The 21,410-nt window shown below is 61.5% G+C and carries 21 protein-coding genes and 1 pseudogene; 18 read left to right on the top strand and 4 right to left on the bottom strand.

Features of this window, described 5'->3' with window-relative positions; translation table 11 throughout:
* Positions 1-24: 24 nt before the first annotated feature.
* Positions 25-738 (bottom strand): annotated as a pseudogene (locus B3M58_RS00985) (IS110 family transposase); the annotation flags it as partial.
* A 147-nt stretch (positions 739-885) separates the two neighbouring features.
* On the opposite strand from B3M58_RS00985, the gene B3M58_RS00980 reads away from it, so the two are divergent.
* Positions 886-1,353 carry a hypothetical protein gene (locus B3M58_RS00980; protein WP_296216676.1) on the top strand — a complete coding sequence of 156 codons (468 nt, stop codon included), beginning with the start codon at positions 886-888 and terminating at the stop codon, positions 1,351-1,353.
* Positions 1,354-1,441: 88 nt separating this feature from the next.
* Here the strand turns inward: B3M58_RS00980 and B3M58_RS00975 are convergent, their stop codons facing one another.
* A complete protein-coding gene (locus tag B3M58_RS00975; protein WP_296216675.1) occupies positions 1,442-2,116 on the bottom strand; it encodes an alpha/beta family hydrolase in 675 nt (224 codons plus the stop codon).
* A 471-nt stretch (positions 2,117-2,587) separates the two neighbouring features.
* On the opposite strand from B3M58_RS00975, the gene ccoN reads away from it, so the two are divergent.
* The 10 genes from ccoN to hemN all read left to right on the top strand — a co-directional run bounded on the left by ccoN (position 2,588) and on the right by hemN (position 12,988).
* Positions 2,588-4,030, top strand: coding sequence for a cytochrome-c oxidase, cbb3-type subunit I (gene ccoN / locus B3M58_RS00970; RefSeq protein WP_296216674.1), 1,443 nt, complete (start codon positions 2,588-2,590; stop codon positions 4,028-4,030).
* Entirely contained in the window at positions 4,030-4,638 is a 609-nt protein-coding gene (gene ccoO / locus B3M58_RS00965) for a cytochrome-c oxidase, cbb3-type subunit II (protein WP_296216673.1), read from the top strand. The genes ccoN and ccoO overlap by 1 nt, the downstream gene beginning before the upstream one ends.
* Positions 4,639-4,643: 5 nt before the next feature.
* Positions 4,644-4,829 (top strand): cbb3-type cytochrome oxidase subunit 3, encoded by a 186-nt coding sequence (locus B3M58_RS00960; protein WP_296216672.1) that lies wholly within the window; start codon positions 4,644-4,646, stop codon positions 4,827-4,829.
* Complete coding sequence (ccoP, locus tag B3M58_RS00955; protein ID WP_296216671.1) at positions 4,826-5,815, top strand: cytochrome-c oxidase, cbb3-type subunit III; 990 nt, start codon at positions 4,826-4,828, stop codon at positions 5,813-5,815. Before B3M58_RS00960 ends, ccoP begins: the two co-directional genes overlap by 4 nt.
* 138 nt (positions 5,816-5,953) lie before the next feature.
* Entirely contained in the window at positions 5,954-7,366 is a 1,413-nt protein-coding gene (ccoG, locus tag B3M58_RS00950) for a cytochrome c oxidase accessory protein CcoG (protein ID WP_296216670.1), read from the top strand.
* Between the two features lie 19 nt (positions 7,367-7,385).
* Positions 7,386-7,892 carry a FixH family protein gene (locus tag B3M58_RS00945; protein ID WP_296216669.1) on the top strand — a complete coding sequence of 169 codons (507 nt, stop codon included), beginning with the start codon at positions 7,386-7,388 and terminating at the stop codon, positions 7,890-7,892.
* A gap of 8 nt (positions 7,893-7,900) precedes the next feature.
* Positions 7,901-10,309, top strand: coding sequence for a heavy metal translocating P-type ATPase (locus B3M58_RS00940; protein WP_296216668.1), 2,409 nt, complete (start codon positions 7,901-7,903; stop codon positions 10,307-10,309).
* 122 nt (positions 10,310-10,431) lie between these two features.
* Positions 10,432-10,650 carry a cbb3-type cytochrome oxidase assembly protein CcoS gene (gene ccoS, locus B3M58_RS00935; RefSeq protein ID WP_296216667.1) on the top strand — a complete coding sequence of 73 codons (219 nt, stop codon included), beginning with the start codon at positions 10,432-10,434 and terminating at the stop codon, positions 10,648-10,650.
* Entirely contained in the window at positions 10,643-11,326 is a 684-nt protein-coding gene (locus tag B3M58_RS00930; RefSeq protein WP_296216666.1) for a sulfite exporter TauE/SafE family protein, read from the top strand. The genes ccoS and B3M58_RS00930 overlap by 8 nt, the downstream gene beginning before the upstream one ends.
* A gap of 279 nt (positions 11,327-11,605) precedes the next feature.
* Positions 11,606-12,988, top strand: a complete 1,383-nt coding sequence (gene hemN / locus B3M58_RS00925) for an oxygen-independent coproporphyrinogen III oxidase (protein WP_296216665.1) — start codon at positions 11,606-11,608, stop codon at positions 12,986-12,988.
* A gap of 102 nt (positions 12,989-13,090) precedes the next feature.
* Here hemN and B3M58_RS00920 read toward each other — a convergent pair whose 3' ends face one another.
* Positions 13,091-13,543 carry a hypothetical protein gene (locus tag B3M58_RS00920; RefSeq protein ID WP_296216664.1) on the bottom strand — a complete coding sequence of 151 codons (453 nt, stop codon included), beginning with the start codon at positions 13,541-13,543 and terminating at the stop codon, positions 13,091-13,093.
* A gap of 149 nt (positions 13,544-13,692) precedes the next feature.
* Between B3M58_RS00920 and fnr the strand changes: the two genes are divergently transcribed.
* From fnr to B3M58_RS00900, 4 genes are all read left to right on the top strand, one after another.
* The gene (fnr, locus tag B3M58_RS00915) at positions 13,693-14,427 is read left to right on the top strand and encodes a fumarate/nitrate reduction transcriptional regulator Fnr (RefSeq protein ID WP_296216663.1); all 735 of its coding nucleotides are present in this window, start codon (positions 13,693-13,695) and stop codon (positions 14,425-14,427) included.
* A gap of 28 nt (positions 14,428-14,455) precedes the next feature.
* Positions 14,456-15,004 carry an adenine phosphoribosyltransferase gene (locus B3M58_RS00910; RefSeq protein WP_296216662.1) on the top strand — a complete coding sequence of 183 codons (549 nt, stop codon included), beginning with the start codon at positions 14,456-14,458 and terminating at the stop codon, positions 15,002-15,004.
* Positions 15,005-15,102: 98 nt separating this feature from the next.
* Positions 15,103-15,918 carry an ion transporter gene (locus B3M58_RS00905; RefSeq protein ID WP_296216661.1) on the top strand — a complete coding sequence of 272 codons (816 nt, stop codon included), beginning with the start codon at positions 15,103-15,105 and terminating at the stop codon, positions 15,916-15,918.
* Between the two features lie 558 nt (positions 15,919-16,476).
* Positions 16,477-17,307, top strand: a complete 831-nt coding sequence (locus B3M58_RS00900; RefSeq protein ID WP_296216660.1) for a metal-dependent hydrolase — start codon at positions 16,477-16,479, stop codon at positions 17,305-17,307.
* 77 nt (positions 17,308-17,384) lie between these two features.
* On the opposite strand, the gene B3M58_RS00895 is transcribed toward B3M58_RS00900, so the two are convergent.
* The gene (locus B3M58_RS00895; protein WP_296216659.1) at positions 17,385-18,086 is read right to left on the bottom strand and encodes a DUF6901 family protein; all 702 of its coding nucleotides are present in this window, start codon (positions 18,084-18,086) and stop codon (positions 17,385-17,387) included.
* Positions 18,087-18,250: 164 nt separating this feature from the next.
* On the opposite strand from B3M58_RS00895, the gene B3M58_RS00890 reads away from it, so the two are divergent.
* Genes B3M58_RS00890 through B3M58_RS00880 form a run of 3 tightly spaced genes read left to right on the top strand, consistent with a single transcriptional unit; the run spans position 18,251 to position 21,401 of the window.
* Positions 18,251-19,534 carry an ATP-binding protein gene (locus B3M58_RS00890; RefSeq protein ID WP_296216658.1) on the top strand — a complete coding sequence of 428 codons (1,284 nt, stop codon included), beginning with the start codon at positions 18,251-18,253 and terminating at the stop codon, positions 19,532-19,534.
* The gene (locus B3M58_RS00885; protein ID WP_296216657.1) at positions 19,531-20,871 is read left to right on the top strand and encodes an HD domain-containing phosphohydrolase; all 1,341 of its coding nucleotides are present in this window, start codon (positions 19,531-19,533) and stop codon (positions 20,869-20,871) included. Before B3M58_RS00890 ends, B3M58_RS00885 begins: the two co-directional genes overlap by 4 nt.
* On the top strand, positions 20,868-21,401 hold the full coding sequence (locus B3M58_RS00880; RefSeq protein WP_296216656.1) for a response regulator: 534 nt from the start codon (positions 20,868-20,870) through the stop codon (positions 21,399-21,401). Before B3M58_RS00885 ends, B3M58_RS00880 begins: the two co-directional genes overlap by 4 nt.
* The last annotated feature ends 9 nt before the right edge of the window (positions 21,402-21,410 follow it).

The raw sequence follows: 21,410 nt of genomic DNA, 5'->3' as shown, positions 1-21,410 counted from the left end.
CAGGCCCAGCCAGGCGCTCAGCTACCTACCGCTGGCAAAGCGCTCAGGCTTGCCTACCGCCGCTTTCAGCGCACTGGCCGTCAGCAGGCCAATACCGCTGACTTCATCCAGCTTGCGCACCACCTCATCGTCGGCGTGTCAACGCTTGAGCTGCTGTTCGCACTCAGCCATGCACTGCTCATGCAGGTTGATCTCCGCCAGGACGATATGCAGTTGATGGCGCAAGGGTTCCAGCTCGGCGCGATCAACCAGTTCATGAGCGACACGGAGAAACGCGGCTGTCGCGGCAGGGGCTTCGATACCCGCTTCGCGCAAGATGCCGCGCAGCAGGTTGATGCGCTGGGTGCGGCTCTTCTTACAGGTTTCGCGCAACCCATGCAGTTGCTGCACCTGTTGCTGTTCGTGGCTTTTCACCGGCACCGGATGAATATCCTGGCAGCGCGCCGCTTCCAGCATCGCGTCGCAATCGTTGCGGTCGGTCTTGTTGCGGCGACGATACGGACGCACATAGCGGGGATGGATCAGCTTCACCCGATGCCCCAGGGACTGCACTACGCGGCCCCAGTAATGAGCCGTACCACAGGCCTCCATCACCCACTCGACCGGCTCGGCCTGCTCCTGTATATATCGCCTAAACGCCTCTCGGTTCAGCCGCTTGCGCTGCACCACCTGGCCGGAACGGACACTCTCGGCAACTTGGTAGACGGACTTGGCCAGATCAACTGCGATTCGCTTCATAACGGCTCTCCCACTTTTCAATCCTCAACGCCTTGGTATAGAACCGTGGTGTGGGGAGAGTCCATTACAGCATTCAAACCGTTCGCTTCGCTCACTGGGACGGGCTAAAGCCCGCCCCTTAGCTTAATCGTCAGAGAAACCCACAGAATGAAGAGTCGCCTGACAATCGAAGCTCTCATAATTTTCTTGCTCGGAGGCGTCCCGCTTATAGCCAGCTATATGCTAGGCGGCGCAGAAAACCTTGGGGCGATGGTAAAAAATCTCATAACAAGCAACAACTTCCTCACCTATTACTTAGTGTCTTTATTCGTGGCATTTCTTATCGTAGGCAGCCTAAATTGGTTAATTTGGAAACCAAGTGAATCCTCAAGAGAGGCATGGAGAGTCATCACAACAGTTCTCCATGAAACAGGGTCTGGTGCGCTCGGCCTCATAAGAGTTGCTGCAGGAGTTCTTCTTACCTTCCCAGCAATCTGGCTAATCGCCGAGCCTGAAAATTTCAAAATAGAGAAGGTCGCTCACCTTATCCTCTACGGGTTAATTGCTTACGGTGAGTGCGTAATTATCTCTGGCTGGCATAAAGACATGCAACGCAAAGCAAGGGTTCATCGCTAACAATGCGTATATGGACTCTCCCCACAAGTAATGCATCGGGGCGTGCAGGCTGGAGCCGCGCAGCTTCAGATACCTGCATAAGCCGGCTTTAAGTCGACAAGAACCCAGCCACCGCCTGTGCCGCGCTCTCCAGGTGCTGTTCGTGGTGGTAGCCCGAGGCTTTCAGCGGTTTCAGGTCGTGGTCGCCGCTGACCAGCCAGTGCAGGGTAATCGCCGCTGACAGCGCGTAGCCGGCCACGGTATGCCGGTCACCCATGGGGTCGCGTTCGCCCTGGACGATCAGGGTTGGCGTGCGCAGGTCGGCCAGGTGGGCGACGCGCGGTTTGTCGGCTTTGCCGATGGCGTGGAAGGGATAGCCCAGGCAAATCAGGGCATCCGCGCCCAGTTCGTCGGCGAGCATACTCGCCATGCGCCCACCCATGGATTTGCCACCGATGGCCAGCGGCCCGGCGACCTGTTGGCGCACCGCCGCATACGTCGCTCGCCACTGTTCCAGCAGTTTGGCCTGGGGATTGGGCGGGCGTTTCTTACCGTTTTCGCGTCGCGCCGCCATGTAGGCGAACTCGAAACGCACCACCGCCACCCCGCGCGCGGCCAACAGTTCGGCCATGTGCGTCATGAAGGCGCTGTCCATCGCTGCGCCGGCACCGTGGGCGAGTATCAGGGTGGCCCTGCTCTCGCCCACGGGCCGATTCCACAACCACGCGTGCTGTGCTTGCGTGCATTGATCTTCGTCAATACGCGCGGTCTCTCCTGTGCTCATGCTTGCCTCGCTTTAGCAATCCACCGGTCGTGCTGCTGGCTTCGTTGGCCGAAGCCCGGCTGTTTTCAAACGATCTGTCGCTAAGCGTGGATGAACGCCCTGAGATGAACAGCACAATCCGTTTCGCCGACCACTATAAAAGGTGCTTCGCCTCTGGCGAATTCGATGTGGCCGGGATGCGACCCAGAGTCGCACCCCTCCGACCAATGACACGCCGTGCGTTTGACTTGAGCTAATCTAGTCAGCAGTCGCCACCTGTCATAACTCCAAGGCGATTCCCATCTTCGCGCTGCGCCTTTTCGGGCGCCTGAAGCTTACGACTCGGTGTTGTAGAGCTGCGGTGAAACGCGTGCCGAAAGCCCTTGAAACCCTGATCGCGTCGGCTTGTGTCGTTGCAATGGCTACCTGCTTTCTACATACTTGCCGCCGATTTTTGTACCCCTAAAAACTCCATTAACCGTGGAACCCAGCATGAGCACAGCAATCAGTCAGACTGCTTACAACTACAAGGTGGTTCGCCAGTTCGCCGTAATGACGGTGATCTGGGGGGTCATTGGCATGGGTCTAGGCGTGTTCATTGCCGCACAACTCGTGTGGCCAGAACTCAACCTGGGCATGGAATGGACGAGCTTCGGCCGTCTGCGCCCCCTGCATACCAACGCGGTGATCTTCGCCTTCGGCGGCTGCGCCCTGTTCGCCACGTCCTACTACGTGGTACAGCGCACCAGCCAGGCCCGCTTGATCTCCGACGGTCTGGCTGCTTTCACCTTCTGGGGTTGGCAAGCGGTAATCGTCGCAGCGGTCATCACCCTGCCGATGGGTTACACCGGTTCCAAGGAATACGCTGAGCTGGAATGGCCGATCGATATCCTTCTGGGGCTCGTCTGGATGGCTTACGTGGTGGTGTTCTTCGGCACCATCGTAAAGCGCAAGACCAAGCACATCTACGTGGGCAATTGGTTCTTCGGTGCGTTCATCCTGGTCACCCTGATGCTGCACATCGTCAACAGCGCCGCCGTTCCGGTGAGCCTGTTCAAGTCCTACTCGGCCTACGCCGGTGCGACTGATGCGATGATCCAGTGGTGGTACGGCCACAACGCCGTGGGCTTTTTCCTGACCACCGGCTTCCTGGGCATGATGTACTACTTCGTACCCAAGCAGGCCGAGCGGCCGATCTACTCCTATCGCCTGTCGATCGTGCACTTCTGGGCACTGATCACCCTGTACATCTGGGCCGGCCCGCACCACCTGCACTACACCGCTCTGCCGGATTGGGCACAGTCCCTGGGCATGGCGATGTCGATCATCCTCCTGGCGCCAAGCTGGGGCGGCATGATCAACGGCATGATGAGCCTGTCGGGTGCCTGGCATAAGCTGCGTACCGACCCAATCCTGCGTTTCCTGGTGGTGTCGCTGGCGTTCTACGGCATGTCGACCTTCGAAGGCCCGATGATGGCGATCAAGACCGTCAACGCCCTGTCCCACTACACCGACTGGACCATCGGTCACGTCCACGCCGGCGCGCTCGGCTGGGTAGCAATGATCTCCATCGGTGCGCTGTATCACCTGCTGCCAAAGGTCTTTGGTCGTCCGCAGATGCACAGCATCGCGCTGATCAACGCGCACTTCTGGCTGGCCACTATCGGCACCGTGCTGTACATCGCCTCGATGTGGGTCAACGGCATCACCCAGGGCCTGATGTGGCGTGCAGTCAACGAAGACGGCACGCTCACCTATTCCTTCGTCGAAGCCCTGGAAGCCAGCCACCCAGGTTATGTGGTGCGCATGATCGGTGGCGCCTTCTTCGTCACCGGCATGCTGTTGATGGCTTACAACACCTACCGCACCGTACGTGCCGCCAAGGCTTCTGAGTACGAAGCGGCTGCACAGATGCCTGTCGGAGTAGCGCACTGATGAAACACGAAATCATCGAGAAGAATATCGGTCTGATGGCGCTGCTGATGGTCATCGCCGTCAGCATCGGTGGCCTCACGCAGATCGTTCCGCTGTTTTTCCAGGACGTCACCAACGAGCCGGTGGAAGGCCTCAAGCCTTACACCGCGCTGCAACTGGAAGGCCGCGACGTGTACATCGCCAACGGCTGTGTCGGCTGCCACTCGCAGATGATCCGTCCGTTCCGTGCCGAAACCGAACGCTATGGCCACTACTCGGTCGCCGGTGAAAGCGTCTGGGACCACCCGTTCCTGTGGGGTTCCAAGCGTACCGGCCCGGACCTGGCCCGGGTTGGCGGTCGTTACTCGGACGAATGGCAGCGTGCGCACCTGTACAACCCGCGCAACGTGGTGCCGGAATCGAAGATGCCGGCCTACCCCTGGTTGGTTGAGCACAAGCTCGACGGCAAGCACACCGCCAAGAAGATGGAAGTCATGCGTGGCTTTGGCATCCCCTACACCGATGAAGACATCGCCGGGGCCAAAGACGCCGTGAAGGGCAAGACCGAAATGGACGCGCTGGTCGCGTACCTGCAGGTTCTCGGCACCTCTATCAAGAACAAACGGTAACGCACATGGACATCGGGACTATTCGCGGCATCGGCACAGCAGTGGTGTTCATCGCCTTCATCGGCGTGGTGCTCTGGGCCTATAGCAGCAGACGTAAAGACAGCTTCGACGAAGCCGCCAACCTGCCCTTCGCCGACGAACCCACATCCAGCGTGCGTGACGAGCAATCTTCCAGGAGCAATAACCAATGACCACGTTCTGGAGTTGGTACGTAACAATCCTTTCACTCGGCACCATCTTCGCCCTCACTTGGTTGATCTTCGGCACCCGTAAGGGCCAGCGCCAAGAGAGCACCGAAGAAACCGTCGGCCACGAGTTCGACGGTATCGCGGAATACGACAACCCGCTGCCCAAGTGGTGGTTCATGTTGTTCGTCGGCACCATCATCTTCGCTCTCGGCTACCTGGCGCTCTACCCGGGTCTGGGTAACTGGAAAGGCCTGCTGCCGGGCTACGACTACCTCGACAACGAAGCCAAGACGCCCTTCGCCGCCACCGTGCAAATCGCCAATGGCGAGCAGCGCAACGCGGGCTGGACCGGCGTGCACGAGTGGGAAAAGGAAATGGCCAAGGCCGACGCCCAGTACGGGCCGATCTTCGCCAAGTACGCCGCCATGCCGATCGAGCAAGTGGCGCAAGACGAGCAAGCGTTGAAAATGGGCGGCCGCCTGTTTGCTTCCAACTGCTCGGTTTGCCACGGCTCCGACGCCAAAGGCGCTTACGGTTTCCCTAACCTGACCGACAACGATTGGCTGTATGGCGGCGAGCCGGAAACCATCAAGACCACCATTCTCGCGGGTCGTCAGGCGGCCATGCCGGCGCAACTGGACAGCCTCGGCGAAAGCGGCATCCGCAATGTCGCCGGCTATGTGCGCAGCCTCTCCGGCCTGAAAAATCCGGAAGACATGAAGATCGATCTGGCCGCTGGCCAAGCAATCTTCTCGACCACCTGCGCGGTCTGCCACGGCGCCGACGCCAAAGGCCAGCACAGCTTTGGCGCGCCGAACCTGACCGACAAGATCTGGCTCTACGGTTCGAGCTTCGCCCAGGTTCAGCAGACCCTGCGCTATGGCCGTAACGGTAAGATGCCAGCCCAGGAAGCCTTCCTCGGTAACGACAAGGTGCACCTGCTGGCAGCCTATGTGTACAGCCTGTCGCAACAACCGGTGGAGAAGTAATTCTCCCTTCTGTGCCGAACGCGACCCAGGGTCGCACCCAAGCGCAGGATAGTCAGGCGTACCATAGCGTAATCGTGAAATGACCCCGGCCGGCACGTATCGGCCGGGGCAGCCAACCAACCGCTGTGGTACGAACTGATGAGCGAACACATTCCAGTCAAAGACGTTACCCCTGCCCCGGCCACGGTCGAAATCGTCGATCTGTACGCCAACCGCGAAAAAATCTATACCCGCGCTTTCACCGGCATCTTCCGCAACCTGCGCATGCTCGGTGGCGCCCTCCTGTTTCTCCTGTATTTCGGTACCGTCTGGCTCAGCTGGAACGGCCGCCAAGCCGTGTGGTGGAACCTGCCCGAGCGCAAGTTCCATATCTTCAGCGCCACCTACTGGCCGCAGGATTTCGTTCTGCTCTCCGCGTTGCTGATCATCGCCGCCTTCGGCCTGTTCTTTATCACCGTGTTCGCCGGACGCGTCTGGTGCGGCTATACCTGCCCGCAAAGCGTGTTCACCTGGGTGTTTATGTGGGCTGAGAAGGTCACCGAAGGTGATCGCAACCAGCGCATGAAACTCGACAAAGCACCGCTGACCGCGCAGAAATTTCTGCGCAAACTGGCCAAGCACAGCATCTGGGTCGCGGTATCGCTGATCACCGCGCTGACCTTCGTCGGCTACTTCACCCCGATCCGCGAGCTGATCCCCGACCTGTTCACCCTGCAAGCCGGGGGTTGGGCGGTATTCTGGGTGGGCTTCTTCACCCTCGCCACCTACGGCAACGCGGGCTGGCTACGCGAACAGGTGTGCATCTACATGTGCCCCTACGCACGCTTCCAGAGCGTGATGTTCGACCAGGACACCCTGATCGTCTCTTACGACCCGCGTCGCGGCGAACACCGCGGCCCGCGCCGCAAGGATGCCGACTACAAGGCCGAAGGCCTCGGCGACTGCATCGACTGCAAGATGTGCGTGCAGGTGTGCCCGACCGGCATCGACATCCGCGACGGTTTGCAGGTCGAATGCATCGGTTGCGCGGCCTGCATCGACGCCTGCGACAGCATCATGGACAAGATGAACTACCCGAAAGGGCTGATTAGTTACACCACCGAACACAACCTGTCCGGCCAACACACCCAACTGGTGCGCCCGCGCTTGATCGGCTATGCCGTCGCGTTGTTGGCGATGATCAGCGTGTTTGTCTGGGCCGTGGCCAGCCGTCAACTGGTCGAGATAGATGTGCTCAAGGACCGCGTGCTCTATCGCGAAAACCAAGAAGGCCGCATCGAAAACGTCTACACCCTGAAAATCATGAACAAGGCCCAGCGCGACATCACCTACGTGATCGAAGCCGATGGCCTCGATGGCCTGGTGTATGAGGGCAAACGCGAGATCAAGGCGCAGGCCGGTGAAATACTGTCGCTCCCGGTCGAACTGTCGATCGAGCCTTCAAGCCTGCCGTCGAGCACCAACGAAATCACCTTCCGCATTCAGTCCGTTGACGATGCGAGCATCAAGAACGACGCCGACAGCCGCTTTATCGGCCCCAGCGTCCGCTGACTAACTAAATAGGCACAGCATGTCTGACGAAACACCGGTAAAACCTTGGTACAAGCAGTTCTGGCCCTGGTTCCTCATCGCCCTCCTGAGCTACTCAGTGGTGCAGGGCCTGGCCCTGCTGACCATCGCCACGAAAAACCCGCCGGGATTGATTTCCGACGACTATTACGACGTCGGCAAAGGCATCAACCAATCGCTGGAGCGGGAAAAGCTCGCCGAGCGCCTGCAGTTGCATGCCCGCCTGACGCTCGATGAAGAGGCCGGGCTTGCCGAGCTTCAATTGCAAGGCAAAAGCGGCCCAGCGCAACTGGTCTTGAACCTGGTTTCGCCGACGCAACCGGAGCGCGACCGCCGTATCGTCCTGCAACCGCAAGGCCAGGGCCTGTATCGCGGGCAAATGCAGGATGTGGTGCACGGCCGGCGGTTCGTCGAGCTGATCGGCCAGGAAGGCGGCAAGGACTGGCGGTTGTTCGAGGAAGAAACCCTGGAAACCGGTAAAACCATCCTGCTTGGGGATGCGCAGTAGCCTTACCGATGGCGAACCCTCTGCCCTGCTATCACTGCGGTTTACCGGTTCCTGCCGGCAGCCGCTATCACGCCCAGGTACTCGGCGCGCCGCGCGCCATGTGCTGCCCGGGCTGCCAAGCGGTGGCCGACGCCATCGTCGCCGGTGGCCTGGAGCACTATTACAGGCACCGCAGCGAAACCGCCGCCAACCCGCAAAGCCTGCCACAGGCTCTGCCCGATGAGCTGGCGCTGTACGACCGCGCCGACGTTCAGCAACCCTTCGTTCAACACCAGGGCGAGCTGAGCGAAACCTGTCTGTTGATCGAGGGCATCAGTTGCGCCGCCTGCGGCTGGTTGATCGAAAAACACCTGCGCGGTCTGCCAGGTGTCGCCGAAGCCAATCTCAATCTGTCCAACCACCGCCTGCAGGTGCGCTGGGCCGACAGCCAATTGCCCCTCAGCGAGTTGCTCAAGACGCTGCGCTCGATCGGTTACGCCGCTCACCCCTGGCAAGCCGATGCCGCCGCTGAACAGCTGCAGCGCGAGAACCGCCGCGCCATGCGCCAGTTGGGCGTCGCCGGGCTGCTGTGGATTCAGGTGATGATGGCTACCATGGCCACCTGGCCGGAGTTCAACATCGACCTCAGCCCCGAGCTGGACAAGATCCTGCGCTGGGTCAGTCTGTTCCTCACCACGCCCATCGTCTTCTACTGCTGCGGCCAGTTCTTCCGCGGCGCCTTGCGCGACCTGCGCACCCGCCACCTGACCATGGATGTCTCGGTCTCGCTGGCGATTGGCGGCGCCTACGCCGCCGGCATCTGGTCGACCGTCACCGGCCAGGGCGAGCTGTACTTCGATGCGGTGGGCATGTTCGCCCTGTTTCTGCTGGCCGGCCGTTACCTGGAACGCCGCGCCCGCGAGCGCACGGCGGCGGCTACCGCGCAGCTGGTCAACCTGCTGCCGGCCTCCTGCCTGCGTCTGGACGCCGATGGGCAGACCCAGCGCATTCTGCTGCGCGAGCTGCACATCGGCGAACAGGTGCTGGTGCCGCCCGGCGCCCTGCTACCAGCCGACGGCCTGATTCTCAGCGGCCAATCGAGCGTCGATGAATCGCTGCTCACCGGCGAGTACCTGCCGCAGCCGCGCAGCGTCGGCGACAGCGTTACCGCCGGCACCCTGAATGTCGAAGGGCCGCTGACCGTCGAAGTGCGGGCGCTCGGCGATGCCACGCGACTGTCGGCCATCGTGCGCCTGCTCGAGCGCGCGCAGAGCGATAAACCGCGCCTGGCGGAAATCGCCGATCGGGTGGCGCAGTGGTTCCTGCTGATCGTCCTGGTGGTGGCCGCCATCGTTGGCCTGGTGTGGTGGCAGATCGATGCTTCACGCGCCTTCTGGGTGGTGCTGGCGCTGCTGGTTGCCACCTGCCCCTGCGCCCTGGCGCTGGCCACGCCAACCGCGTTGACCGCCGCCACCGGCACCGTGCATAAACTTGGCCTGCTGTTGACCCGCGGTCATGTGCTGGAAGGCCTGAACCAGATCGACACGGTGATTTTCGACAAAACCGGCACCCTGACCGAGGGCCGCCTGACCCTCAGCGCGATTCATCCGCTCGGCGCGCTGGATGGCGATACCTGCCTGGCCCTCGCCGCCGCCCTGGAAAATCGCTCCGAACACCCCATCGCGCGGGCCTTCGGCCGTGCCGCGCAGGCCGCCGAGCAGGTCGACAGTGTGCCGGGCCAAGGCTTGCAAGGCTGGGTTAACGGCCGGCAGCTGCGTATTGGTCAAGCCACGTTCGTCAGCGCCCTCAGCGGCCTGCCCGCACCGGCCATTCCCGGTGCACAGGGCCAATGGCTGTTGCTTGGCGACAACCATGGCCCGCTCGCCTGGTTCGTGCTCGACGACCGCTTGCGCGACGATGCGCCGGCGCTGCTGAGTGCCTGCCGTGCGCGCGGCTGGCAGGTGCTGCTGCTCTCCGGCGACAGCTCGCCGATGGTCGGCGAAGTGGCGCGTCAGTTGGGCATCGAGCACGCCCGTGGCGGCATGACCCCGGATGCCAAGCTGGCCGAACTGCATAAGTTGCACACACAAGGCCGCCGCGTGCTGATGCTCGGCGACGGCGTCAACGACGTGCCGGTGCTGGCCGGGGCCGACATCAGCGTGGCCATGGGCAGCGCCACCGACCTGGCGAAAACCAGCGCCGATGCGGTGCTGTTGTCCAATCGTCTGGGCAGCCTGGTGCAAGCCTTCAGCCTGGCACGGCGCACACGCCGCATCATCATCGAGAACCTGGCCTGGGCCAGCCTGTACAATGGCCTGGTGCTGCCGTTTGCCGCCCTTGGCTGGATCACGCCCATCTGGGCCGCGCTGGGCATGTCGCTCAGTTCGCTGCTGGTGGTGCTCAACGCGTTGCGCCTGACCCGTATGCCAAAGCCGTAGATTGGGCTGAGTTCAGCGAAGCCCGGCGGCGCACAGATCGCCACCGCGTAGGCCGATCTATCGAAATGTTGGGCGTTGTCGCAAGCTCCTCAGCCCAACCTACACCGTTGTCCGGAGACCTCATGCCCGCGCTGTATATCCTGATCCCCGTCGCCCTGGTGCTGGTCGCCTTCGCCATCTGGCTGTTCTTCTGGGCGGTCGACAGCGGCCAGTACGACGACCTCGACGGCCCGGCGCACAGCATCCTGTTCGACGACGAAGATCCGATGCACAAGGCCGGTGTCAGCCAGGCGCAGAAGACCGAACAAGCGCCAGACAAGCAGGAAGCGCCTCGTGATTGAACTCGCCCCATTGCTGCTGTCGGCACTGATCCTCGGCCTGCTCGGTGGCGGCCATTGCCTGGGCATGTGCGGCGGCCTGATGGGCGCCTTGACCCTGGCCATCCCGGCGGAGCAGCGGGCACAGCGCTTTCAGTTGTTGCTCAGCTACAACATCGGACGGATTCTCAGCTATGCCCTTGCCGGCTTACTGCTCGGCCTGGCCGGCTGGGCCGTGGCCAGCAGCCCGGCGGCCATGGGCATGCGGATTATTGCCGCACTGCTGCTGATCGCCATGGGCCTGTATCTGGCCGGCTGGTGGAGCGGCCTGACCCGCATCGAAGCCCTGGGCCGCGGTTTGTGGCGCTACATTCAGCCGCTGACCCGGCGCTTTATGCCGGTCACCAGCCTGCCGCGCGCGCTGATCCTCGGCGCGCTGTGGGGCTGGCTGCCATGCGGGCTGGTCTACAGCAGTCTGCTGTGGGCGGCGAGCCAGGGCGATGCACTCGATAGCGCCGCGTTGATGCTGGCCTTCGGCCTCGGCACCCTGCCAGTGCTATTGGCCACCGGACTGGCCGCCGAACGCCTGAGCGCCGTGCTGCGCAAACGGGGCGTGCGCATGACGGGCGGCGTGCTGGTGATGCTCTTCGGCCTGTGGACCCTGCCCGGCCCGCACCAGCATTGGCTGATGGGCCATTAACCCACCCAGCTGCTGAGCATTGCGCAGGCTCAGTTGCGCCGTAAGCCACCATCGGCGCCACGCAAGAATCGGCGGGTTACGCGACGCGCCACCATGGCGGTAACAGAGCGCCCAGTGCTTGGCGCCGCTAACCCGCCCTACGGTTCGCGGCCTTCATCGACAACAAACCGGCCACGAGCGCTAAAGCGAGCACTGCGCCGCCATGACTCAGATCAACAAGCCAGGGCCTGGCGACCGTTAGACTTTTGGCACATTGACTGCCGAAGCGAAAATCGCCCGATGCTCGACGCCATCCAGTGGAACGCCGACCTGATCCACCGCTACGACCAGGCCGGGCCACGCTACACCTCCTACCCGACCGCCATGCAGTTGCATGGCGGCATCGGCCCGTTCGACCTGCTGCACGCACTGCGTAACAGCCGCAAAGCCCTGCGCCCGTTATCGCTGTATGTGCACCTGCCGTTCTGCGCCAACATTTGCTACTACTGCGCCTGCAACAAAGTAATCACCAAGGACCGCGGTCGCGCGCAGCCCTATTTGCTGGAGCTGGAACACGAGATGGCGATCATCAGCCGCCATCTCGACCGCCAGCAGCCAGTCGAACAACTGCACCTGGGCGGCGGCACGCCGACCTTTCTCAGCCATGACGAACTGCGGCGTTTGATGCGCCAACTGCGCCAGCAGTTCAACCTGCTGGATGACGACTCCGGCGACTACAGCATCGAAATCGACCCACGCGAGGCCGACTGGTCGACCATGGGCCTACTCCGCGAGCTGGGCTTCAACCGCGTCAGCCTCGGCGTGCAGGACCTCGACCCGGCCGTGCAACGCGCGGTGAATCGCCTGCAGAGCCTGGAAGAAACCCGCGCCATCGTCGAGGCCGCGCGCACCTTGCAGTTTCGTTCGGTGAATATCGACCTGATCTACGGCCTGCCCCAGCAGACCCCGGAGCGCTTCGCCCGTACGGTCGATGAGGTGATCGCCCTCCAGCCGGATCGTCTGTCGCTGTTCAATTACGCCCACTTGCCCGAGCGCTTTATGCCACAGCGGCGCATCGACAGCCGCGAGCTGCCAAGCCCGACACACAAACTGGCCATGCTGCAGGCCAGCATCGAGCAACTGAGCGCCGCCGGTTACCGCTATATCGGCATGGACCACTTCGCCCTGCCCGACGACGAACTGGCCAGCGCCCAGGAAGACGGCAGCCTGCAACGCAACTTCCAGGGTTACACCACGCATGGTCATTGCGACCTGATTGGGCTGGGGGTATCGGCGATCAGCCAGATCGGCGACCTCTACTGCCAGAACAGCAGCGACCTGAGCAACTACCAACAACACCTGAGTAGCGGCCAACTGGCGACCCAGCGTGGCCTGCACTGCACGGCCGACGACCGCCTGCGGCGCGCGGTGATCCAACAGTTGATCTGCCACTTCGCACTGGATTTCGCCAGCATCGAGCAGAGCTTCGATATGGTTTTTCGCGACTATTTCGCCGCAATCTGGCCGCAATTACAGCAAATGGCCAAAGACGGCCTGATCAGGCTCGATGCCCAGTCCATCGCGGTGCTGCCAGCCGGACGCCTGCTGGTGCGCTCGCTGTGCATGCTGTTCGACCATTACCTGTGCGCACAGAACCAGCAGCGCTTCTCACGGGTGATCTAGGCAAGTGCAAATAGATTGCTGCCTCTGAATAAAGGCTCTTCCCGAATTGGCGTGACGCAGCGACCTCGTCTGGGTTAGTAGCGCTAGCCAACGAGCGGCGCGCTATTTCATCGCCAACGTGGCGACAAGCTGCATCTGTTCACTGCTGAGGCCCTGCTCGCGCATGATTTGAATCAGATTGGCGTTGGCACTGGCCAGGGCGCCGTTGAGCGAGGACAGTTCGCCCTGAATGGCTTCGGCCTGCACACGCCGCGCTTGCGCATCGAGGCTGCTATCGGCCAGCAGCGCCTTCAGTTCGGCTTGCTTGGCAGCGATTTGCGCTTTCAGCTCACGGATCATCTTGAGAATCTGTTTGATGGTCTGCGGCAGCTCGCTGTCGTCGATGTCACTGTGCTTCTGCGCACTGGCCGAGCGCGCCTGCCCCAACTCCGAAAGGGTGACGCGCAACCCTTCACGCAGGGTTTGCGGGTCGGCGGTCTCGCCTTGCGCCGCGGCTTTTTGCCGCTGTACCGCCAAGCTCAGGTTGTGGGTCAACGCGTTGGAGTCGAGCCGCATGAGTGTGTTCCGAAGGTCTACCGATGCCACTTGATCGGCGATAAAAAAGCGAACTTGAGCGATGAGTCAGGCGTTCGTCGACTGGCTGAGCCTGCCTAGGCTACTGTACCCTTACGACTATTGTGTGTTTAACCCAGGAATCAAGGTCGATGTCCGAAAGCATCAAGCTGCGTGCGCCCCATCAAGCCCATTGCAAAGACTGCAGCCTGGCCAGTCTGTGCCTGCCGCTGTCGTTGAACCTGGAAGACATGGACGCGCTGGACGAGATCGTCAAACGCGGGCGCCCATTGAAAAAGGGCGAGTTTCTGTTTCGCCAGGGCGATCACTTCAATTCGGTTTTCGCCGTGCGCTCCGGGGCCTTGAAAACCTTCAGCATCAGCGATGCCGGCGAAGAGCAGATCACCGGTTTCCACCTGCCCAGCGAACTGGTCGGCCTCTCCGGCATGGACAGCGAGAGCTACCCGGTGTCGGCCATGGCCCTGGAAACCACCTCGGTGTGCGAAATCCCCTTCGAGCGCCTCGACGAGCTGTCGGTGCAACTGCCGCAGCTGCGCCGCCAGCTGATGCGCATCATGAGTCGGGAGATCCGCGACGATCAGCAGATGATGCTGCTGCTCTCGAAGAAAACCGCTGACGAACGCATCGCCACCTTCTTGGTCAACCTCTCGGCGCGCTTCCGCGCCCGTGGCTTCTCGGCCAATCAGTTCCGCCTGGCCATGTCGCGCAACGAAATTGGTAACTATTTGGGCCTTGCAGTGGAGACCGTATCGCGGGTATTTACCCGCTTCCAACAGAACAAGCTGCTCGCAGCCGAAGGCAAGGAAGTGCATATCCTCGACCCGATCGAGCTGTGTGCCCTGGCCGGCGGCAACCTCGACGGCTGATCGATCCGCCCAGCGCAGGACCTAGCCGATGATCTTCGACGAATTCAGCATCAAAACCTTGATCCGCCCGGTGGTGGATTTTCCCAAGCCGGGGGTGATCTTTCGCGACATCACCCCGCTGTTTCAGTCGCCACGCGCCCTGCGCATGGTCGCCGACAGCTTTATCCAGCGTTACGTCGAAGCCGATTTCAGCCATATCGGCGCCATGGACGCACGCGGCTTCCTGATCGGCTCGATCATCGCCTATGAACTGAACAAGCCGCTGATCCTGTTCCGCAAACAAGGCAAGCTGCCCGCCGACGTGCTCAGCGAGAGCTATCAGACCGAGTACGGCGAAGCCAAACTGGAAGTGCACGCCGACAGCCTCTGCGAAGGCGACAAGGTGCTGATTTTCGATGACCTGATCGCCACCGGCGGCACCCTGCTGGCGGCCGCGCAACTGGTGCGGCGCATGGGCGCGAGCGTCTTCGAGGCTGCTGCGATCATTGACCTGCCAGAACTCGGCGGTTCGCAAAAGCTGCAAGACAGCGGTATCGCCACCTTCGCCCTGACCAGTTTCGCCCTCAACGATCAATAAATCTGCCCGCAGGCCCTGACGACAGCGCTGCATGTCGGGGTCAGGCTGGCCCTCGCGAACGCTCTCGCGCCACCGCTTACACAAGTACCCCATACGCCATGAATGAAATACCCATGAACCCGACGTCCAGCCACTGGCGTCTGCGCCTCGGCGCGCTGATGGAAAGCACAGCCATCACCCGCCTGGTGACCAGCCTGATCGTGCTCAACGCCGCGATTCTCGGCATCCAGACCTACCCCGGCCTGATGGCCGACTGGGGTGAGCTGCTGCTGATGCTGGATCAGCTGATTCTCGCGGTGTTTATCCTGGAACTGGCGCTGCGCTTTACCGCTCGCGGCCTGGGCCTGCTGCGCGATCCCTGGGCGGTCTTCGACTGCCTGGTGGTGGGTGTGGCTCTGGTGCCGTCCAGTGGACCGTTCGCCGTGCTGCGTGCGCTGCGCGTGTTGCGCGTGCTGCGGCTGATCTCGATCAACCCGAACATGCGCCGGGTGGTCGAGGCGCTACTGTCCTCGCTGCCGGGCATGGGCAGCATCGCCATGCTGCTCGGCCTGGTGTTCTACGTGGCGGCGGTGATGGCCACGCAGCTGTTCGGCGCGGCGTTTCCCGAGTGGTTCGGCAGCCTCGGCGCCAGCCTCTACACCCTGTTCCAGGTGATGACCTTGGAAAGCTGGTCGATGGGCATCGTGCGCCCGGTCATGGAGACCTTCCCGCTGGCGTGGATGTATTTCCTGCCGTTTATCCTGATTGCCACCTTTATGATGCTCAACCTGTTTATCGCCGTGGTGGTCAATGCCATGCAGACCACCCATGAGCAGGAAGCCAAACTGGCCCCGCCCTCGCCCACCGAGCAATTGCTGCTCGATGAACTGCGCGCCCTGCGTGCCGAAGTCGCCGAGCTGCGCCAGCAACGCTGAAGCAAAAGGCTGCCAGGCCTTAATAACTGTTGTGCGCAGACTCTGTAGGGTGGGTTAGTGGCGCTGAAGCATGCAGGCAAAGCGACTGCGCACTGGCTGCGCCACGTAACCCACCACACGCTAATCGGCCTACCCCCTTTGGTGGGTTACGGCGCCACGGACTATGCAGCCGCCGATAGTCCGTGGTCATGCGCCTAACCCACCCTACGCATTGCCGTGCTCCAGGCATCGCCTAGCCGGCTGCGCGTTTCAGACATAGCCTTAAGCATCGATAACGACGAGCCCTGCATCGCGCCACCCTGGCGCGGCAGGGTCGGTATCTGCAATAACCTCTTGGCATGCCGATAGCTCGCGCCTTTCACGGACCAGGGCCTGGCGAACTGTCCGACAACTATCCATAAGTTGGCGCAAATCCGGCCGCCCTGGCCAGGAATGACCTCGCGCCTAAAACGCCCTCGGCTAAAGATAAATCACGGCCCGAGACAGCCCAGCCTGTCGACCCAAGCCCCATAACAAGAGCGGTCGCAAACACGACCAATACGCCGAGGAGTCGCCCTTATGACAGCCAAAACCAGTACCCCAACCGCCAGCTTTCCAGTGCGCCGCATGGACTTCAGCTTCGCCGAAAGCCAGAAGTTCTGGTTTGCCGGCGACCCGTTCATGAGCCACTTCATGAACAACCTGTCGTCGCTGTTTCCCTACGGCGAGAAGTTCTTTGTCGACAGCGTGCGGGCGGTGCGCGAACGCGTCACCGACCCGCAACTGAAAAAAGACATCAGCGCCTTCATCGGCCAGGAGGCCATGCACTCCAAGGAGCATGCGGCCTATAACGACTACGCCGCCGAGCACGATATCGATCTGGAAATCCTCGAGCTGCGCATCAAGGTGCTGCTCGAGTGGGTGACCAAGATCACCACCAAGAAGCAGCGCCTGGCCGCCACCTGCGCCCTTGAGCACTTCACCGCGACCATGGCCGAGCAGCTGCTACAGCGTGAAGACCTGACCACCCAGATGAACGATCCCAAGCTGTACCAGCTGTGGATGTGGCACGCGATTGAAGAGAACGAGCACAAGGCGGTGGCCTACGATGTCTACCAGGCCACCGGCGGTGGCTACTTCACTCGTGTAGCGATGATGGCCATCGCCACGCTGATCTTTTTCAGTGTGATCGGCTGGTTCCAGGTGCACCTGCTGCGCAAGGACGGCCAACTGTTCAACTGGCGCAGTTGGAAAAAAGGCCTGGGGTTGCTGTTCAGCCCGCGCAATGGCTTTCTGACCAAACTGGTGCTGCCGTACCTGGACTACTATCGCCCGGGCTTTCACCCCAACGACCACGACACCAAGAGTTTGGAACAGAGCTGGCGGCAGCGGCTCGGCTTCAGTAACTGAAGGGAACAGGTCCAGGGCCGAGCGTTTGCTCCAACCCGATGGCCTAGGGTGGGCTGAAGCCCGCCCTAACGTTGTATCTACCGAAAAAATTCTTCGAAAAAGCGGTCCAGCTCGCCTTCGTACTGATCCAGCGAATACAGCGTGTCAGCCGCCAGCAAGTCGAGCAGGATCATGCCGTTCGGCCCCGAGTCTTCGACGGCCGCCGCGCGCAGGCGCTTGGTCATGCCCAGATTGACCAAGCGCAAATTGCGGTAGACCTCGCGCAACTCGCTCATCGACCAATCCACACTCAGGCCGCGCTGCTGGCGCAGATACTGCCCCAGCAAATAAGTGCCGAAGACGCGATAGAGCGTCTCGTCTGTACCGCTGAACGGCTGATGGAACCAGGCCATGGCTTTCAGCAGCCGCGTATGCGGACAACCCGAGGTGGCGCCCAAGGCGCCGAGCAAAGAGCCCAACGCTCGTTGCAAGGTGGTGCTTTGACGAATCTCGCGACCACGCCAACGCACCTCGACCTTGACCTGCTCGTAGGACGGCGACTGTGCCAACAGCTTGACCGGGGCCACCAATGCCAAGGCAAAAGGGCAATGCGTCGCGCTGTGCGCCGGCAACGGACAATGTTCACATTGGTGAAATTCCAGCTTGGTCCAGGCCGGCAATTGCGCCGCATCGACCGGCACGGCCTGCGGCTCCAACTCGACGCTATGGCGCCAGCTACGACCATCTGAAAACGCGAAGATGTAATGGATGACCGAGTCATCCGCAGCCTCTAAAAGCATGGTCTAACCTGATCTCAGGAGCGGTGGAAATAAGTATGGTGGCAGCTGACGGACAACGCCATAATCAAGGCGTCATTTAACCGTCATAGAGTAGCTGCGCATGCCGAGACATGCATCACGCGCCACCCACCTTTCCGCCAACACACTGGACTCAGGAGCGCGCAATGGACAGCAGCCAGCGTGATTTGGCCAGTGCGCTTGTCGAACATATCGAAATCGGGGTGATCATCCTCGATTCTGCATTGCGCATTGAGTATTGGAATACGTTTATCAGCCAGTGTAGCGGCAAGCTCCTGCAACAGGCACGCCGGCAACCGTTGACCAGCATATTTCCAGAAGCCGATACACCGCGCCTGAGCAAAATGGTGGCGCAGGTGCGCGAGCACGGCCGGCACGTCTACACCCAGTGGCGTGATGACCCCTACCTGATTCAACTGCCGCTGAGTGTCTGCGGACAACCCGCACCACTGATGCTGCAAAGCACCCTGCTGTTCCCCTTCACTGGCGCAGATGGCCAGCAGCGCTTTGGCCTGCTGCTGTATGACACCACGGAGTTCGCGCGCTCCAACGAGCAACTCGATGCCGCGCTGAACACCCTGAGCAGCAAGCAGATCGAACAGGAACAGCTGCTCAATAAGCTGGAAAAAGCCAATGCGCAGTTGCTGCAATCGGAGAAACTCGCCGCCATCGGCCAGCTCGCCGCAGGCGTTGCACATGAGATCAACAACCCGATTGGCTATGTGTTCTCCAACCTCAAGACCCTCGCCGGCTACGTCCACGACCTGCTGCGGATCATCGACGCGGTGGATGGCGCGGCCAGCCTCGACGAACTGCGTCAGCTCAAGCGCAGCCTGGAATACGACTACATCCGCAACGATGTCGAGGCGCTGATCAGCGAATCCGAAGACGGCATCGAACGGGTCAAGAAAATCATCACCGCGCTCAAGGATTTCTCGCACATCGAGGAAGAGCAATTCCGCCTCGCCGACCTGCACCGTGGCGTCGACACCACCCTCAACGTGGTCAACAACGAACTCAAGTACAAGGCCGAAGTGATCAAGGAATATGGCCAACTGCCTGCCGTGGAGTGCATTCCCTCGCAGATCAACCAGGTCATGATGAACCTGCTGGTCAACGCCGCCCACGCCATCGAGCAGTTCGGCCGCATTACCCTGCGCAGCGGCCATGAGGGCGAGTGGGTGTGGCTGGAAGTCGAAGACACCGGCAAAGGTATCGCGCCGCAACTGCTCAACCGCATCTACGAACCCTTCTTCACCACCAAGCCGGTGGGTAAAGGCACCGGGCTGGGTTTGTCGCTGTCATACAACATCGTGCAAAAGCACCATGGGCGCATCGAAGTGCACAGCGAAGTCGACAAAGGCTCGCGCTTCCGCATCTGGCTGCCGGTTTGCCAACCACCGGCGCTTCAGCCCGGTAATGCGGTATGAGCGAACTGCACAGCGCCACCCTGTTGCTGGTGGACGACGAGGAAAACATCCTCAAAAGTCTGCGCCGCCTGCTGCGCCACGAACCCTATGACATCCTCACGGCGGGCGATGCCGCCCAGGCAATGCAACTGCTCGACCAGCAACCCATCGACCTGATCGTTTCCGATGCGCGCATGCCGGGCATGGACGGCGCCAGCCTGCTCGCCGAAGTGCAGCAACGCTGGCCGGACTGCCTGCGCATTCTGCTCACTGGCCACGCCGATATCGGCACCATGGTCAAGGCAATCAACGAAGGGCACATCTACCGTTACATCAGCAAACCCTGGGACGATGACGAGCTGCGCCTGACCATCCGCCAGGCCTTGGCTTTTCAGCACTCCGAGCGCGAACGCAAGCGCCTCGAACAGCTCACCTACGAGCAGAACCAACGTCTGCTGGAATTGAATACCAACCTCGAACAACGGGTGCGCGACCGCACCGCCGAGCTGCAACAAACCGCCGACATGCTCGACCTGGCCTATGCCGAACTCAAGCGCAGTTACGTTACCGCCACCGAAGTGTTCTCCGCCCTGCTCAACCAGCGTTTGCCGCGCGACAAGCACAGCAACGCCCAGGTGATTGCCCTGGTACGCGCCTACGCCGAAGGCCAGCACTGGCCAGAGGCTCAACAGCGCGACCTGACCATGGCCGCCGCGCTGTACAACCTGGGCAAACTGACCTGGAGCGACAGCCTGCTCAACAGCCCAGCGGACCTACTGTATAAGCAGGAGCGCGCACGTTACCGGCAGTACCCAGTGGCCGGCGAAAGCCTGCTGATGGCCCTCGAACCCCTGCAAGACGCCGCCCGACTGATCCGTCACCATCAGGAACGCTGGGATGGTGCGGGTTTTCCCGACCGCCTCAAGGGCGAGGCGATACCCGTCGGTGCGCGCCTGCTCAAACTGGCGGTGGACTTCGTCGAATTGCAATGCGGCCTAGTGCTGGATCGGCGCCTGAACCGCGACGAAGCGCTGCTGTTGATCCAGAAATACAGTGGCAAGCTCTACGATCCGGCCCTGTGTGAGCAGTTCATCCACCTCTGCACCACGCTTGCCCCCGATTTGGCCCTGGCCGATGCCAGCATCATGGCCCTCGACACCCGCCGCCTCGAGCCGGGCATGCTGCTGGCGCGTAACCTTCACGCCGAGAGCGGCACCTTGCTGCTCAACGAAGGCAAACAACTCAATCGCGCATTGATCGACAAGCTGATCGCCTTCGAGGAAAGCGAAGGTGCGCGCTACACCCTGTTCGTCCGCCCCGCCCCTCAGCCCAGCCCCGTGCCGGAGACCGTCCGATGATCAAAATTCAACTGGTGGACGACGAGCCCCACGTACTCGCGGCCCTGCAACGGGCACTGCGCCCACACCATTGGGATGTGCAGGTCTTCAGCGATGCCCAGGACGCCCTCGACGCTCTCAGTGAGCACGAATACGCGGTCATCGTGTCTGACTACAAGATGCCGCAACTCGATGGCATCACCTACCTGCAGTTCGCCCGCCAACGTCAGCCCAATGCCCTGCGCATGCTGCTCAGTGCCCACGGCGACCGACAGTCGATGATGCAGGCGATCAACCAGGCGGAAATCTACCGGTTCATCCCCAAACCCTGGGAGGACTACGAAATCGAAACGGCCCTGCGCAGTGCCATCGACCTGTTTTTGCTGCGCACCGAGAATCAGCGCCTGCTCGCGCAGGTGCGCGAACAACAAAGCTCCCTGGACCGCCAGCAGCAGGAGTTGCTGCGCTTGGAGGCCGAGCATCCCGGGATTACCCGAGTGCGCCGCGACACCGACGGCTCCGTATTGATCGACGAATTTGACCCCCATTAAGCCCGACTT

The organism is Pseudomonas sp. UBA2684 (genome assembly GCA_002354655.1).
GTDB lineage: Bacteria > Pseudomonadota > Gammaproteobacteria > Pseudomonadales > Pseudomonadaceae > Aquipseudomonas.
The sequence above is the reverse complement of the archived record's forward strand: the minus strand, read 5'-3'. Positions and strand labels throughout refer to the sequence as shown.

Bases quoted from the DNA above. Each gene is read 5' to 3' on its own strand.
- B3M58_RS00905 (WP_296216661.1), top strand. From the start codon at position 15,103: ATGAATGAAATACCCATGAACCCGACGTCCAGCCACTGGCGTCTGCGC.
- B3M58_RS00980 (WP_296216676.1), top strand. From the start codon at position 886: ATGAAGAGTCGCCTGACAATCGAAGCTCTCATAATTTTCTTGCTCGGA.
- B3M58_RS00895 (WP_296216659.1), bottom strand. From the start codon at position 18,086: ATGCTTTTAGAGGCTGCGGATGACTCGGTCATCCATTACATCTTCGCG.
- ccoG (WP_296216670.1), top strand. From the start codon at position 5,954: ATGAGCGAACACATTCCAGTCAAAGACGTTACCCCTGCCCCGGCCACG.
- B3M58_RS00945 (WP_296216669.1), top strand. From the start codon at position 7,386: ATGTCTGACGAAACACCGGTAAAACCTTGGTACAAGCAGTTCTGGCCC.
- ccoP (WP_296216671.1), top strand. From the start codon at position 4,826: ATGACCACGTTCTGGAGTTGGTACGTAACAATCCTTTCACTCGGCACC.
- ccoN (WP_296216674.1), top strand. From the start codon at position 2,588: ATGAGCACAGCAATCAGTCAGACTGCTTACAACTACAAGGTGGTTCGC.
- B3M58_RS00900 (WP_296216660.1), top strand. From the start codon at position 16,477: ATGACAGCCAAAACCAGTACCCCAACCGCCAGCTTTCCAGTGCGCCGC.
- B3M58_RS00960 (WP_296216672.1), top strand. From the start codon at position 4,644: ATGGACATCGGGACTATTCGCGGCATCGGCACAGCAGTGGTGTTCATC.
- ccoS (WP_296216667.1), top strand. From the start codon at position 10,432: ATGCCCGCGCTGTATATCCTGATCCCCGTCGCCCTGGTGCTGGTCGCC.
- fnr (WP_296216663.1), top strand. From the start codon at position 13,693: ATGTCCGAAAGCATCAAGCTGCGTGCGCCCCATCAAGCCCATTGCAAA.
- B3M58_RS00910 (WP_296216662.1), top strand. From the start codon at position 14,456: ATGATCTTCGACGAATTCAGCATCAAAACCTTGATCCGCCCGGTGGTG.
- B3M58_RS00880 (WP_296216656.1), top strand. From the start codon at position 20,868: ATGATCAAAATTCAACTGGTGGACGACGAGCCCCACGTACTCGCGGCC.
- B3M58_RS00890 (WP_296216658.1), top strand. From the start codon at position 18,251: ATGGACAGCAGCCAGCGTGATTTGGCCAGTGCGCTTGTCGAACATATC.
- ccoO (WP_296216673.1), top strand. From the start codon at position 4,030: ATGAAACACGAAATCATCGAGAAGAATATCGGTCTGATGGCGCTGCTG.
- hemN (WP_296216665.1), top strand. From the start codon at position 11,606: ATGCTCGACGCCATCCAGTGGAACGCCGACCTGATCCACCGCTACGAC.
- B3M58_RS00885 (WP_296216657.1), top strand. From the start codon at position 19,531: ATGAGCGAACTGCACAGCGCCACCCTGTTGCTGGTGGACGACGAGGAA.
- B3M58_RS00920 (WP_296216664.1), bottom strand. From the start codon at position 13,543: ATGCGGCTCGACTCCAACGCGTTGACCCACAACCTGAGCTTGGCGGTA.
- B3M58_RS00975 (WP_296216675.1), bottom strand. From the start codon at position 2,116: ATGAGCACAGGAGAGACCGCGCGTATTGACGAAGATCAATGCACGCAA.
- B3M58_RS00940 (WP_296216668.1), top strand. From the start codon at position 7,901: ATGGCGAACCCTCTGCCCTGCTATCACTGCGGTTTACCGGTTCCTGCC.